Source organism: Rhodococcus sp. 27YEA6 (assembly GCF_044908235.1).
Lineage (GTDB): Bacteria > Actinomycetota > Actinomycetes > Mycobacteriales > Mycobacteriaceae > Rhodococcus_F > Rhodococcus_F qingshengii.
This window is the reverse complement of the sequence record NZ_JBIYCY010000001.1, coordinates 823,893-838,709: the sequence shown is the minus strand read 5'-3', so window position 1 is coordinate 838,709 and position 14,817 is coordinate 823,893. Positions and strand designations below refer to the sequence as shown.

Sequence of the window (14,817 nt, the reverse complement as noted above, 5' to 3'; positions counted from 1 at the left end):
CCCTGCGTCTATCCGACCGTGTACATCTGCAGGCACGGCCCCACCGGGCGAGCTTCCAGGATGTCGCGGGCCTTCTCACGCGCTGCGTTGAACTCCCAGGGCGCAGTGGTGCCCGGCACTCCGAGTCGATATCTGCTCAAGGCACATGAACGCTGCGGTTCCGGTAGACGATCCAAGGCAGGTACCGCGTCGACGGAGAGCCCGCGTAAGTAGGAAACGTCGATGCTCTTGCCGCCCTCGAACCGTTCCACGTTCTTTTGCGCGATGTACGCGTCGGGGTTGAACACCGCGAAGGCCAGCAGCGCGGCGGCCGAAGTGGCGAGAACAGCTGTGGGCAGCCACTTCCCGGACATCCGAATACCTGCGACGAGCAACAACACGAACACGAAGCCAAGAAGCAGCTCGGTCGCGAAGACGCTGACCCGGAGCACCGTGAAACCGTACTGATTCTCGTACAACCACATCCGGTGCACAGCGGACGCCACGATCACCAGGCTGAAAACACACAGGGCACCCAGCAGTCCGCGGGCAAGACGCCTCGATCCAGCGTCGCGGCGGTCGATGTACCGCACTGCGACGGCGATGACGAGCAGCGTCAGCACGGTAACCGCCATGAGCTGCCAGAAACCCACACGCGCATAGTCCGCATAGGTCAGTCCATCGGTCACCTGTACGTGCTCGTCTCCCCCGAACAGCGTCTTCGTCTGTACTGCAACAAAACCGAGGAACAGCACGTTGAGTACTCCGAGCGGGACCGCCCACTCCCACATCGGCAACGGCGTCGCCTGCGCAGGTGCAAACGCGTCCACCGTCGGCGTTCTGCGGCGCAGATACACCGCAACCAGCGTGCCGAACGCCATCACGACGCCGGCAAAGATCCGTGCTCCCGGGTTCGACACCGAGATGGCAGGAGCGAAGCCGTCGAAGATCTTCGCGAACTCCGGATCCGCACTCACGAACAAAGATCCGAAAATCAGCAGGAGAAGAATCGATACTGCGCTTACGACGACAACTCGCGCCGCCGGCACCCGCGGAGCAGAGCGGGTAGCAAGTTTTCGACGACGAACGAAGTTGACCGTCCGGTGGGGTGCCCGCCAGGGAGCGACCGTTCCCAGAAGTATTCCGGTCCACGTCCGCCCGCCGATCAGAGTCCACGTGAACAGAACCCACGCAGCTACGACGCAGAGGAACACCAACCACTCCGCACCGCGAACGGCGGCAACACCCAGCAGTGCGAGCATCCCGATGGCGGCGACCCACTGCGTCACGGTCATCCGCGGCGGCGTCAGAATCCCGAAGACGATCACCACACTGGCACCCACGATCACGTACGCGATACTCGCGAACCCTGGGTCGAGGATCAGGGCCGCAAGCACCCCTACTGCGGCCGCGCCGAGGAGCATCGAGCGGGTGGCCATCGACGTGCGATCGGGACGCCAGAACCGGCTGGGACGCTTGGGTTTTACGGCCGGCATCGGCGGTTTCGGTGGAATTACTATCGGAGCGCTCATGTGATCTCCTATGTGTCTGGTTCAATTTTCAGGGTCGGAAGTACAGACGAATGCCGATGAAGACATGCGCCATCGCGAGATCTCTCGATCTCGTCAGGGACTTTGATTCAGTTCTGCGGCAGCACTACTCGAATGCAACAACCCGACGCGGCATCGACGACGGCAATCCTGCCGTCATGTAATTCGACCGCCCACTTCGCGATCGCGAGGCCGAGTCCGGTGCCCCCGTCGGTCGAGCCGCCGCGGATGAAGCGGTCGAACACTCGCTCACGGGCCTGTGGTTCGATGCCGGGGCCGTCGTCGTGGACGTCGAGCACCAACTCCCCCGCGCTGCCGGTACGTACTCGGATGACAACTTTGGTGTCGACGTTCCCGTGCTGAACCGCATTGTCCACCAGGTTGGTCACCACCTGGTGGAGGCGATCCGGATCGGCGACCACGGACAATTGTGGAGGCTTGACGTCTATCTCGATGTCGCCCGCACTCACACTCGACAGCTCGCGTAAGAACGGCTCGACCTCGAAACGGCGGCGTTTCAACGGCATTGCGCCACCCTCGAGTTTCGAGAGATCGAGAAGGTCGGCTACCAGCGCGCCCAGTCGTTCCGTTTGCCGCAGCGCCGATTTCATCATCGCCGGATCCGGTTCTTCGACACCGTCGACGACGTTCTCGAGCATGGCTTGCAAAGCGGTGATGGGCGTGCGCAGTTCGTGGGAGACGTTGCCGATCAACTCGCGGCGGTACCGGTCGTCGGCCCCGAGGTCCTCGGCCATCCGATTGAACGCATGGGCGAGTTCGCCTACTTCGTCTCTGGAAGTCGCTCGTACTCGCCGCGAATAGTCGCCGCGCGCCATCGCCTTCGCCGCGGCCGTCATCTCGCGAAGCGGTGACGTCATCCCGTGTGCGAGCACCTGAGTAACGCCTAGAGCGACAACCAACGCCGTCAGTAGAGCAAAACGAAACGGTTGTTGCGACGTCAGCCAGAAACCACCCGCGGCGAACACCAGTGCTGCGACAACCAGGAGGCCGACCTTCACCTTGAAGGACCGCATCGGGTCCAGCGGCCGCGGCCACCGTGCAAAAAGACGGTCGACGACGCTCATCGCGGCACGTCCCAGGCGTACCCGACCCCGTGAACGGTCCGGATCACGGAAGGTCCGAGCTTGCGTCGCAGCGCCTTGACGTGGCTGTCGACGGTCCGACTGCCCGCTCCCTCACCCCAGCCCCAGATCTCCTCGAGCAGCGACTCCCGCGGGATCGCGGCTCGCGGCCGCTCCGCCAGATAGGCGATGAGATCGAATTCGGTGCGAGTCAGGTGAACTTCTTGCGCATCACGGCGCACTCGACGTTCGGTCAGGTCGATCACGACGTCACCGAACTCGAGGAGGTCGGCCACCGGGCGAGCAGCGTGCTCCGCGCGATCCGCACGCCGAAGCAGAGCCTGCACCCGGGCGACGAGCACACGCATGCTGAACGGCTTGCTCAGATAGTCGTCGGCCCCGACGCCGAGACCGATCAGCATGTCCGTTTCATCGGCGCGAGCGGTCAGCATCAGCACGGGCACCGGGCGCACGGCCTGGATGCGGCGGCAAACTTCGAGGCCGTCGAATCCCGGCATCATCACGTCGAGCACCACTAGGTCGGCATCCATCTGCTCGCAGCGGGTCACAGCGCTGGGACCGTCGAATGCCAACTCGACGTCGTAGCCCTCGGCACGCAGCCTCGCTGCGATGGACTCGCAGATACTGACCTCGTCGTCGACCACGAGCACTCTTCGCTGACTCATGGAACTGACTGTATTCGGCCCTCGTGGATGAACCTGGGAGGACTTGTGAAGGTTCTGTGCAGGTTCTAGAACCTGCGGATGTTGTTGATCGGCAGATCCGCCAGCGGCGTCAGTCCGGTCGGAACACCAACTCCGTAGGCGTTGAACACCATTCCGAATCCGGCGTAGATGCCGACGTGCGTCGCACCGGGGTAGAAGGTGATGACGTCGCCGGGCGCGAGGGCCCACCGAGGAACCGGCTGTCCGACGTTGGCCTGCTGTTGGCTGGTCCTTGGCAGATTCACTCCGGCCTGCCGAAACGCCCATTGCACCAGCCCGGAGCAGTCCCACGAGTTCGGCCCGACTCCGCCCCATTGGTAGGGCTTTCCGGTCTGAGTGCTCGCTGCTGCCAGCGCGATCAGGCCTGCCGGACTCGGAATGGGGAGTGCGGCTGATCCGCTGCTGATGCTTCCTGCGCTTCCCAGGCTGCCGGAGCTCCCGCTACTGCCGCCGCTGCCGAGGCTCCCCGGGTCGGCCGAGGCGGGGGCAGCGGAGAGCAACAGGACGCTTCCGGTCAGCAGAGCAGCGACCGTTCCCGTGCGGAGTGTCGACTTCTTCATGCATCCGTCCTTCGTGGGAGTCGTTTCGGCGCGCGGCAGCGCACCTCGATAGCCGTGAACTGGTAAGACACGTGAAAACAAACACTTCGTTCGGATGTTAACGGCGTAGACGTGGTGTTCGGACAGGAATCATTGATCCCATTTGTCGGTTTTCGACAAACAGGCCTTACGTCCCGGCCTGGCAAAGATCAGGGAATGATCGGGGATTTCCCGGATCCGTCGGAGCCGGCGGATCCCTAGATTCGAAATCATGCGCTCATACCTCCTTGTCGCCGCGGTCATCATCGGAGCCACCACGGCACTCGTCGGTTGCTCGACGCTCCAGCGCGCAGTGGAGATTCAATCGGATCTCGACGGACTCACCAGGTCGGGTGTCGTCGGGTCGATCGCAACACTCGACGACGGCACCACGACGGCTGTCATGACCAGCGGCGTGCCCAACCGGACCAACGGCGATTCGATCGGCAAGAATGATCGCGTCCGGATCGGAAGTGTGACAAAGACATTCACAGCTTCGCTCGTTCTGCAGTTGGTCGCCGAGGGCAAGGTCGACCTCGACGCACCGATCGAGCAGTATCTCCCGGGCCTACTGCACAGCAGTGACATGGACGGCAGTGGCATCGACGGTAGCGCGATCACCGTGCGGCAACTGCTGCAACATCGCAGCGGCCTTCCCGAGTTCGCCGGAGAACCCGGCGCCGACGAATGGATTGCAGCAAACGAGAACCGAACGCTGACGCCGTCCGCCGCGGTCGCCATCGCCCTCGGCAAACCGGCGCAATTCGTCCCCGGAACGTCGTTCGTCTACACCAACACCAACTACATCGTTCTCGGAATGCTCGTCGAATCCGTGAGTGGCCGCAGCTACGCCGATGAACTCCGGTCTCGGATACTCGATCCGCTGGACTTGGAAGACACGTACCTCCCGCCGGCCGGTGAGCTCGACATCAGGGGCGATCACCTGACGGGCTATCAGGATCTCGACGGTGGCCTGACCGACGTTTCCCGCACGGAACCGTCGATCCCCTGGTCTGCCGGAGCGATGGTCTCGACGGGCACAGACCTGAACACGTTCTGGCGTGCACTACTCGACGGGCAGGTGGTGCCGGCCGAGCAGCTTGCCGAGATGACCACCCCTCAGGTCGCCGCCACCGAAGCCGAGGGACTCGGGTACGGGATGGGCGTCGGCGCCACCGAACTTCCCTGCGGCGTCACCTATACCGGCCACAGTGGCGGGATCTACGGGTACTACACACTGTCCGGCGCGACGCCGGACCGCGCGTTCACTGTGACGCTGACGTCGACGCCGAAGGACCAGCCGGACACCGTCGCGATACTCTCGCACGCACTCTGCCCCTGACGCTGTTACCAGTATTGATAACGTTTTCCATCAGTGTCCGCGACGAAAATGACCGCGTCGGCGCCGTCCAACTCCGAAGGTTTCAGCGGCAGGTGGCCGGGCAGGATCGCCTCTCCCGCGGTGACGGACGGGTCAAGTGCTGCGCGAAGTGCGGGCGCCGGAAACAGGGCACGCCGACTGGTCGCATCGGCCAACGCTCCCTGCAGAGTGCCCGGATCACTGTCGGGGTTGGCGTCGGTTGCCACGAATACGTAGCGCTCCCCGAGGACAAGTCCGACAAGTGAGCCGGCGCTCCCCCAGCTGACCACGTCGCCGTTGACGGGCATGTCGGACGGCACTCGCAGGAGATGGGCATTGTGTGCGAAGAGCAGGATCGGCCCGCGTCGCTGCTCCTGGGCGACGACCGCCAACAGGTTCTCGGCCATCATCTCGGCACGCAGACTGAGCAGAGTGCCGATGCGATCAGGAGCGGAACTCGCCATCGCGGAGTGATAGCGCAAGAGCCCCAGAGCGGTGCGTGAATGTGCAAGGGCCAGGTCGTACCCGGCCGGGTCGGCGGGCCGCAGCACAGGTGCGGCGCGCCGCAGGACGCTGGCGAGGTCGTCCGCAATGATGCGCAGGGCACGAGCCTGATCGGAGTTGCCGACGGACGCAGCCGGTTCGAACATCGCCGCCGGGTTGGTCCAGTCGGTGTCCTGCCCGAGCAGAAGGTCGATGTCGTCGAACGAGTGCGGCCGCATCGCAGCGGGCAGGAAGTCACCTGCTGCAGACAGCGCGCCACGTGGGCTCGGTGCGCCGGAATACTCCACCGGAGCGTCGAAGCCGTAGAAGCGAACTCGGTCGGCCGGAGCGCGGCCGTGGTTGTACTCGCGTAGCCATTCTACGAGTTCGCGGTTTCCCGGTACCGCACCGAATCCGTGGCTGAAGCCTGTGGCGAGCACCTTCTCGATGTCCGCCTCTCCCCCGTTCACGTAGTCGTCGACAAGCAAAGCCGCAAAGACATCTGTTTCGAGCACGATCGACCGATATCCTCGTTCGACCAGTTGGCCGAGAAGTTCGTTGCGCAGCAACGGAAAAGCCTTGATCCCATGAGTCGGCTCGCCGAGAGCGAGCAGAGCCGGCACCTCGGTTCGCGCTGCGAGCAGTTCGTCGACGGCACGACCAAGACTTGCCGCGTCTTCGAGTTGGCGGCCGAACTCACTCAGCGCTGGGGCAGTGGACATGATCATCCCTTTCGAAGGTGGACTGCCTTCGACAGTATCGTTGAAGATTCGAGTGAAACTTTCACCGGCAATTACCTGGGGTATACCGTGAAAAGCCTCAATCGGAGGTGATCAGTGCGGCCCATAGACCTTGCCCGTGAACACGGGTTGTCCGCACAGGCGATCCGCAACTACGACGATGCCGGCATCCTCCCTCCGACCGAGCGCAGCACTTACGGCTACCGGCGATACACCCCAGTGCACGCGCAAGCCCTGCGCACTTTCCTCGCATTGCGCGGCGGTCACGGGCACCAGCGGGCCACGGAAATCATGCGGGCGACCAACCAGGGCGACACCGAGTCCGCCTATCGCCTGATCGACAGTGCGCACATGACGCTGCTCGCCGAGCGAAAAACTCGCACCGAGGTAGCCACAGCGCTGGGGACTCTGTCCACCATGGCACCGGCACTGGTGCACGGTCCAGCGTTGACGGTGGGTGAGCTGGCGCGCCGTCTCGGCGTTCACCCGGCGACACTGCGCACATGGGAAGAGCACGGCATCCTGCGCCCCGAGCGCGAACGAGCAACGGGTTATCGCGAATACGGTCCGGAGTGTGTGCGCGACGCCGAGATCGCACGGCAGCTGCGGCGCGGTGGCTATCGGCTGTCGCAAGTCGCTCAGTTTCTCGATTCTCTGCGCGAGGCCGGCGGAGCAGACGCATTGTCAGCGTTCCTCGAATCCTGGCAAGACCGGCTGACCACACGCAGTCGCAACCTTCTCGCCGGCGCAGCTCAGCTCGATGCCTATCTCACGATGCTGGATCAGACCTCGCCTGGTTGCCGATCAGCAAACGGTTGAGGCGTCAGTTCACAAGCCGCGCAAGGCTCCTCACCATCTCACCGACGGTGTCGGTCGACGGCCACGGGAATTCCGGGAGATCGGCCCGCAACATCACCTGTCCGTGCAGCGAAGTCCAGATCGATACCGCATCGACAAAAGTGTCTGTGCTGGCCGACCTCCCAGCGGCGACGCACGCGTCGAGGTTGGTCACCAGCGTGTTGAAGGCGGCCAGTCCTCGCGTATCCGATTGTGGTGACTGACCTTTCGGCCTGGACCACCCGAACAAGACCCGATACCGAGCGGGCTCGGAAATGCCGAACTCGACGTATGCCGAGCACCCGGCATACAGACCCTCGACCGGGTCGGGGTGTGCGGAAACGGCGTCGGCCACGGCGAGATGCAACTGCTCCAGCGATTCGGAGACCACCGCTTCGACAATGGCATCGCGATCGGAAAAGTGTCCGTAGATAGATGGTGCGGATATCCCGACTTCGCGAGCGACTGATCGGAGCGTCACCGCCTGATCCGATCCGGCGCGGGCGATGAGCGTCGCCGCTGCGGCGACGATCTCTCCGCGGAGCCGTGCGCCGCTTCCTCTCGGATTTCGGGCGCGAGTACTCCGAGAACCACTCGTCCCAGTTTCATCGGCATCTTCGGAAACATCACTCACCCGACAAACTTTACACATGTAAGGCGAGGGGGTACGTTCTCATCACTAAACATTCGTAAGGTTACATTCGTAAGGACATGATGAATTCCCTCGAACCCACTGACCGGCGACGATGGGCAGCACTGGGCGCCCTCTGCACATCCCTCGTCGTAGTCACGATCGACAACACCATCCTCAACACCGCTATCCCGACCCTTGCCCGCGAACTGCGGGCGACCACCGTCGACCTGCAATGGATCACCAACGCATACACATTGGCGTTCGCCGCCTTGCTCATCACGGCAGGTGGACTCGGCGCGAGATTCGGTCACCGTCGGATACTTCTGACCGGCCTCACCTTGTTCGCCCTCGGGTCAGCCTTCGCTGCCCTCTCTCACACGTCAATGCAGCTGATCGGATGGAGAACAGTGATGGGGGCAGCCGCCGCACTGGTCATGCCGGCGACGCTGTCACTTGTCGTCTCGATGTTCGCCCCGCAGGAGAGAGGCCGGGCGATAGGAATCTGGTCTGCAACCGCCGGACTGGGAATCGCGATCGGCCCCGTGGCCGGTGGCGTACTTCTCGAACATTTCAGTTGGGGAAGCGTCTTCTGGATAAACGTCCCACTGGTCGCCGGTGTGATCGCCGCGACGGTTTTTCTTGTGCCCCCGGCAAGAGGGATCACGAAGGGTTCGTTCGACATCCCCGGACTCCTGCTGTCCGCCGGCGGACTGGCTTTGATCGTGGATGCCCTCACCCAGGCAAGCCTTCGCGGATGGTCGTCGCCCGTCACGGTGCTGGAGATCGTCAGCGCAACAGCACTTCTCGCCGGATTCGTCTGGTGGGAGCTGCGGGCCTCGGCACCGATGACCGACGTGCGCATCTTCACCAGTCGAGTGTTCAGCACCTCCAATGCCATCTTGGCCGTAACATTCTTCGCCCTTTTCGGAGTTCTCTTCACGTACACGCAATACCTCCAATTAGTTCGTGGTTACGGTCCATTGGTCGCCGGCGTCGGTGCAGTTCCGTTTGCGATAGTGATGGCGACTGTCGCCTCCAGCAGCGATCGTATGGTCGGCCGATTCGGCGTGCGCAGTTCGATCGCGACCGGTCTCGCAGTCATGTCCGCGGGACTGTTGGTCCTGTCGATCGCAGCAGATAGGTACGCACCGTTCGGAATCCTGGCTGCGATCATGGCACTGGTCGGCGCGGGGATGGGGTTGGTCATGGCTCCGGCCACAACCACGTCGATGTCTTCGGTTGCGCCCCAGCAGGCTTCGATGGCCAGTTCGATCAACAGCGTCGTGCGAGAGTTGGGTGGAGTTCTGGGCGTCGCCGTCATCGGGACGGTCGTAGCCACCGTTTTCCGGTCCCGCTTCGAACCCGGAGTCGGCACTTCCACAGCCGATCCGGCGCAGATCCATGCCGGCGCTCCCCCCGCGAGTGCCTTGACCGACGCAGCGAACCAGGCTTACACCTCGGCGATGAGTACCGGAATCCAAATCTGTGCCGCAGTCGCGTTCGTCGGTGCGTTGGCCGTCATTGCACTGTTTCCCGCACCACGTCGCCCGGTTTCTTGTCCTCCCGCAGACCTCGCCAACTCGGATGACGCAGACGCTCGGTCTTCGTCCAATCCATGAACCGCACCTCACCGACGAGTTCCGGCCTCACCCACACCGCACCCTTGCGGTCATCTGCTGGAAGTTCCTCCCCGAACGGACTTTCCTTCTGACGCAGCGGTTCCAGTGTCGCAAGTAAAGACTCCAAGTCGCGATCACTGAAGCCGGTACCGACGCGCCCAACGTAGGTCAATCCATCCTCACCCGGAATTCCCATGAGCAGCGCCCCGATCCCCTGTGCTCGATTGCCCTGCCCGGTGCGCCACCCTCCGATCACCACCTCTTGAGTGCGCCAGTTCTTCACCTTGATCCAACTCGACCCACGCCGCCCCGGAAGGTAGACCGATGCACGACGTTTGGCGACAATCCCTTCCCATCCGGCATCGGTACTCACCTCCAACGCGTTCTCCGCCGTGCCCTCGATCTGTGGAGGTACCTCGAGCTCACCGACCTTGCCCGCCAACGCATTCAACACGGTGCGCCGGTCCGAGTAGGATTTCCGCAGCAAAGACACTCCGTCGAGGTACAGAAGATCGAAGGCCAGGAACACCGGCTCCCCACCTCGCTGGAGAAGACCGAAATCGGTGACCCCCGCGTCGTTGTACGCCACCACTTCACCGTCGAGAACCACGTCATGACCGTCCAGCACCTCGGCCAACCCGGCAAGGGAGGGATAGTCCCCGGTCTTGTCGTTACCCGCGCGACTGCGAAGTGACATTGTGCCCGAATGATATTCGAGAATCACTCGAATCCCGTCCCACTTACCTTCGAAAGCCCACTCCTGCGAGTCGAGACCTTCGAGCGTTCCAGCGGTGGCAAGCATCGGCTCGAGATTCTTCGGAAACTCCGTTCCGAAACTCGCGTTCTGATCCTTCATCAGATGCATCAACCACTGGTCACCCTTCGTCCGGATCAGCGCGAAGCGTCCCTGCACCCGTTTCCCACTGAGGCGCACGATCACCTCGTCTTCACGCCACTTCTCGGTCTCGTACGTCCCGGAATCCCAAATCGTCATCGAACCGCCGCCGTACTCCCCCTTCGGAATCGTGCCCGAGAACGTGGCGTACTCGAGCGGGTGATCCTCGGTGTGCACGGCCAACCGATTCTCTCCGGCACTGGTCGGCACGCCCTTCGGAACAGCCCAGGACACGAGCACACCATCCCGCTCCAGCCGAACGTCGTAATGCAATCGTCTGGCGTGATGTTCCTGAATCACAAAGGTATTGCCCGCTGTCTCCTTGGTCACCGCAGCAGGGATCGGCTCCGGCGTCCGGTCGGCCGACCGCTTGTTGCGATAGTGCGTCAACGTGTCGGCTACAGCCGCCGAGACCGGCGGATCCAGATCGCCCAGCAGATCACCATCGGATTCGACGCGCTCCAGAACCTCGTCGAACAACAGATGTCGTAGTTTCGGATCGTCGAGTTCGTCCCAACTGCGCGGCGCGGCAACATAGGGTTGATCGCGACCGCGCATCGAGTACGGCGCAATGGTTGTCTTGGCTGCGTTGTTCTGACTCCAGTCCACGAAAATCTTGCCTGCCCGCACATTTCGAGCCATCGTCGCGGTGACGAGATCCGGGTGAAGCTTCTCGAGTCCGGTGGCGATCTGCTTGGCGACAGTCGACGCACCGCTGCCGTCCAAGGCTCGATCCAGTGGAACGTAGAGGTGAATTCCCTTGCTACCACTGGTTACCGGATAGGCAGTCCACCCCAGAGTTGCGACCAGATCTCGAATCGACCTCGCCACCTCGGCGCACTCGGTCAATCCGACGCCTTCGCCCGGGTCGAGATCGAATACCAGTCGTGTCGCCGGACCACGCTCGGAACCGTCGAATCGCCATTGGGGAACGTGCAATTCGAGTGCGGCCTGCTGCCCCAGCCACGCCAGGGATGCAACGGAATCGAAGACCGGGTAAGTGACGACACGATCAGAATGTTGCAGCGACGCACGCGTGAGCCACTGCGGGGCAGACGACGCAAGGTTCTTCTCGAAGAAGGACTGACCGTCCACGCCATTGGGCCAACGCTTACGAGTGCCCGGTCTACCGACGACATGCGGAAGCATGACTGCGGCGATACGGGTGTAGTAGTCGATGACTTCGGCCTTCGTGGTGCCGCTCTCGGGGTAGAGGATCTTGCCCAGATTGGTCACGGACACCGTTGTGCCGTCGAGCGTGATCTGACCCCGATCCGTCGTTGCCATTTCCTCATTGTGCTGGATAGTGCTGCATCTGGCAGTAGAAATCTGGTGGATCGGAAACCTGCCGCTGCGCCAGGCCACGGGCAAGACTGGATTCTCGATGGGAGAGGAGACCACGATGACAGTTCGCAGTTCCGTGGAGCCGTTGGTCGACAACAACTGGCGGATGTTCGCCACCTGTAAGACGGTGGACCCCGCCGTGTTCTATTCGCCGGGTGAAGAACGCGGACGCAATCGGGCTGCACGGGAAAATTCCGCGAAGCAGGTGTGCTTCCGCTGCCCGGTCATTCGGGACTGCCTGACCTTTGCACTCGACACCGCTGAACCACACGGAGTATGGGGTGGGACGACACCGTCGGAGCGCCTTGCACTACGACGCTCAGCTGCGTGAACTCCGCTCACACGAGACCCCCGTCACGTTCGTACCGGACAAACAGGCAAGATGGCCTTGTGCCTATGACACGACGCGCTGTTGCCGTGACCGCGATCTTCGCTTCCTCGATCTTGTTGGGCTCGTGTTCGTCGCAGCCGGAGGCACCTGCGGCAGCGGACACCACGACCACGGTTCCCGAGGCATTCACCAAACTGCCCTCGACCACCGCCGTGGACAAGTGCGGACCCCAGAGCGGGACCACCCTCGAAGACGGTGTCTTGACCATCGCCACCGATTCGCCGGCGTACGCGCCGTGGTTCGTCGACAACACTCCGTCCAACGGCAAGGGCTTCGAGGGGGCGGTGGCCCGGGCCGTCGTCGACAAACTCGGGTACAACGCCGATCAGGTTCGCTTCACCACGGCCGCCTTCAACGACGCACTGAAACCAGGCCCCAAGGATTTCGACTTCGACGTCAATCAGTTCACGGTTTCCGGGGATCGCCGCGAGAACGTCGACTTCAGCTCGCCGTATTACGCAGTGGCGCAGTCGGTGATCGCCTCGCGCGGGAGCAAAGCCGCTGAGGCAAAGAATCTTGCGGATCTTGCCGGCTACCGACTGGGCGCTCAGACCGGTTCCACCAGCCTCGCGGCGATCACGGACACGATTGTTCCGACCACTGCGCCACGCAAGTTCGCGACCACGGACGATGCGAAAGCTGCGCTGGCCGCAGGCGAGATCGACGCACTGGTCGTCGACATCCCGACCGGATTTCACATCACCGAGAACGAACTGCCCGGGTCGGTCATCGTGGGTCAGTTTCCGCGGCCCAACGCGGTCACCGAATTCTTCGGGTTCGTGCTCGAGAAGAACAGTCCTCTGACGGCGTGCGTCTCTGCCGCCGTGGATGCGCTCTACGCCGACGGCACCCTCGAGAGACTCGCAACCGAATGGATCACGGACAGCGCCGACGCGCCAGTCCTCGAGTAGTTCAGCCGGCGCGCCCACTGATCGCGCCGACGAAGACCTTCGGGATGTCTGCCGGTGTCGGAGCGAAGTGGCTGTTGCCGCCGGTGAGAGCCGAAATCTGCTCGAGCACATCGGTATCGGCGTCATCGGTGACACCGATGGTGATGATCGGTACCGGCCGCGTCGGGTCCTGCTCGCGAGTCAGGGTGTCGAGAAGTTCCTGCAGCGAGATACTCGACGGATCATCGTTCGCACCGTCGGTCAGTAGAATCACCGAATTGATCGAGGCCGGATCGTAGGTCTGTTGCATGGACCGATACGCGGCGAGAACGCTGTCGTACAAACCTGTTCCGCCGCCGACGATCGAAGAGAGGCTGTCGATCCGAGACAGCAGTTTGCTCCGATGATCCGTGTCGCCTTCAGTTGCATCCATACGGGCGACAGGTTCGAGTTCGCGGTAGTCCGTGCCCTCGCCGAGGTCTACGGAGAATGCCCAGAGACCCAATTGTGCGTTGGCGGGAAACATTCGGATCGCAATGTCACCGGCCTGTGCAGTCGCGGCCATTCGAGTGACCCCGTCCTGCATGTAGTCCATGGACCCCGAGACGTCGACAACTGCCAGTGCACGGGAAGGCCTGGACAGAATCTCGTACCGCGCAAGCGCTTTGGCGACCACAGTCGGATCGGACGGCACCAGCGAGCCAACTTTTCCCACTCCACCGGCGACCGGCGGGGCCTGATCCGCGCCGCGGAACCCGAGGCCGGCAAGTACGGAGCGCCCGGTGTCCGATGTCAGCGCTGCCGCCAGCAGTTTGCCGGCGTCGACCGCCGCCGACGAGTCTGCACCCACACCTGCCATCGGGTAGTCCATGAAGACCGAACCGGAAGACGGTACCGACGCGGTGAGTCGACTGTCCGCATGTGCGGCGAGATAAGCCTCGAAGGTCTGCTCGGTCGTCACCGCGGTCCCGCCGTCCGCGTCCACGGTTTGGATGCGTCCGGTCGAACCGGTTTCCTTCAGATTTCCGTACTGCGCTTGCGCCACCGGGACCAGGGCTGCCGAAATGGACGTGAGGTCCCCGCCCCGCGACTGGGCCTCGGCAAAGGCTGCCACGATCGGTGCGCTGGAGACGGCACTGGTGAGGGGATCGCCGATGTGCAGTGCTGGAGCGCCGAGGACATCCGTCCAAGCGGCGGGTGCCTCGCTTCCCGGCGCCGAGACAGTGACAACAGGGGTGGACGCGACCGAGTTGCTGATCCGGCGAATCTCCTGCCCGCTAGCCGAAACCTTGTCCAACCATTCGCTCGAATCAGGGATCCACAGTGCGGGTGCCGAACCGTCGGCGATCGCCGCGACGGTGAGCACGGGATCTTGCGGCGTCACACTGAGCGAGCTGCACCCGAGTTCCGTAGCGGGGATGGCAGCGGCGACAGCTTCGAGTCCCGAGGCGATCGACGGATCGGCGGCCACGGTCACGGTTTCCGGGTTCTCACAGCTGGTTGCCGTCGCAGCTGTGACAGCACTCGCACCGAGTTCTCCCTTGTCGCTGACGCTTTTGAACGTCACGGCGAATGCTGCGGTTCCACCGACTGCGACTACTGCCAAGAGTCCGATCAGAACCTGCACGGATCGAGGCATGGACGCAGGTGGTGCGCCGTACCCATGACGAGACGACATTGATCGAATCCTTTCCGGCGGGACCCGCATCA

General features: G+C 63.0%; 13 protein-coding genes. 5 read left to right on the top strand and 8 right to left on the bottom strand.

All coding sequences use genetic code 11. The annotated features are described in order from the left end of the window. Window positions 1–8 precede the first annotated feature (8 nt). The 4 genes from ABH939_RS04140 to ABH939_RS04125 all read right to left on the bottom strand — a co-directional run bounded on the left by ABH939_RS04140 (window position 9) and on the right by ABH939_RS04125 (window position 3,896). Window positions 9–1,511 carry a DUF4153 domain-containing protein gene (locus tag ABH939_RS04140; RefSeq protein ID WP_404649353.1) on the bottom strand — a complete coding sequence of 501 codons (1,503 nt, stop codon included), beginning with the start codon at window positions 1,509–1,511 and terminating at the stop codon, window positions 9–11. Window positions 1,512–1,618: 107 nt separating this feature from the next. Further along, window positions 1,619–2,614 (bottom strand): HAMP domain-containing sensor histidine kinase, encoded by a 996-nt coding sequence (locus ABH939_RS04135; RefSeq protein ID WP_003940274.1) that lies wholly within the window; start codon window positions 2,612–2,614, stop codon window positions 1,619–1,621. Then, a complete protein-coding gene (locus ABH939_RS04130) occupies window positions 2,611–3,297 on the bottom strand; it encodes a response regulator transcription factor (protein ID WP_058037854.1) in 687 nt (228 codons plus the stop codon). The genes ABH939_RS04135 and ABH939_RS04130 overlap by 4 nt, the downstream gene beginning before the upstream one ends. Before the next feature lie 65 nt (window positions 3,298–3,362). Next, window positions 3,363–3,896 carry an NlpC/P60 family protein gene (locus ABH939_RS04125; protein WP_029255974.1) on the bottom strand — a complete coding sequence of 178 codons (534 nt, stop codon included), beginning with the start codon at window positions 3,894–3,896 and terminating at the stop codon, window positions 3,363–3,365. A gap of 250 nt (window positions 3,897–4,146) precedes the next feature. Here ABH939_RS04125 and ABH939_RS04120 point away from each other — a divergent pair, with 250 nt between their 5' ends. Next, window positions 4,147–5,256: a serine hydrolase domain-containing protein gene (locus ABH939_RS04120; protein ID WP_404649352.1), complete on the top strand. Its 1,110-nt coding sequence runs from the start codon at window positions 4,147–4,149 to the stop codon at window positions 5,254–5,256. Window positions 5,257–5,261: 5 nt separating this feature from the next. Here ABH939_RS04120 and ABH939_RS04115 read toward each other — a convergent pair whose 3' ends face one another. After that, complete coding sequence (locus ABH939_RS04115) at window positions 5,262–6,485, bottom strand: erythromycin esterase family protein (protein ID WP_221741777.1); 1,224 nt, start codon at window positions 6,483–6,485, stop codon at window positions 5,262–5,264. A gap of 108 nt (window positions 6,486–6,593) precedes the next feature. Here ABH939_RS04115 and ABH939_RS04110 point away from each other — a divergent pair, with 108 nt between their 5' ends. Beyond that, complete coding sequence (locus ABH939_RS04110; protein WP_192712281.1) at window positions 6,594–7,316, top strand: TioE family transcriptional regulator; 723 nt, start codon at window positions 6,594–6,596, stop codon at window positions 7,314–7,316. Between the two features lie 4 nt (window positions 7,317–7,320). Here ABH939_RS04110 and ABH939_RS04105 read toward each other — a convergent pair whose 3' ends face one another. Beyond that, window positions 7,321–7,968: a TetR/AcrR family transcriptional regulator gene (locus ABH939_RS04105; protein WP_285181751.1), complete on the bottom strand. Its 648-nt coding sequence runs from the start codon at window positions 7,966–7,968 to the stop codon at window positions 7,321–7,323. 77 nt (window positions 7,969–8,045) lie between these two features. Between ABH939_RS04105 and ABH939_RS04100 the strand changes: the two genes are divergently transcribed. Beyond that, entirely contained in the window at window positions 8,046–9,587 is a 1,542-nt protein-coding gene (locus ABH939_RS04100) for an MFS transporter (RefSeq protein WP_285181750.1), read from the top strand. Here the strand turns inward: ABH939_RS04100 and ABH939_RS04095 are convergent. After that, on the bottom strand, window positions 9,487–11,769 hold the full coding sequence (locus ABH939_RS04095; RefSeq protein ID WP_003940540.1) for an ATP-dependent DNA ligase: 2,283 nt from the start codon (window positions 11,767–11,769) through the stop codon (window positions 9,487–9,489). The genes ABH939_RS04100 and ABH939_RS04095 overlap by 101 nt on opposite strands. 115 nt (window positions 11,770–11,884) lie before the next feature. On the opposite strand from ABH939_RS04095, the gene ABH939_RS04090 reads away from it, so the two are divergent. Further along, on the top strand, window positions 11,885–12,157 hold the full coding sequence (locus ABH939_RS04090) for a WhiB family transcriptional regulator (RefSeq protein ID WP_037128762.1): 273 nt from the start codon (window positions 11,885–11,887) through the stop codon (window positions 12,155–12,157). 65 nt (window positions 12,158–12,222) lie between these two features. Beyond that, window positions 12,223–13,128 carry a transporter substrate-binding domain-containing protein gene (locus ABH939_RS04085; RefSeq protein ID WP_404649351.1) on the top strand — a complete coding sequence of 302 codons (906 nt, stop codon included), beginning with the start codon at window positions 12,223–12,225 and terminating at the stop codon, window positions 13,126–13,128. Window position 13,129: 1 nt separating this feature from the next. Here the strand turns inward: ABH939_RS04085 and ABH939_RS04080 are convergent, their stop codons facing one another. Then, entirely contained in the window at window positions 13,130–14,785 is a 1,656-nt protein-coding gene (locus tag ABH939_RS04080) for a substrate-binding domain-containing protein (RefSeq protein ID WP_047272598.1), read from the bottom strand. Window positions 14,786–14,817: the final 32 nt, after the last annotated feature.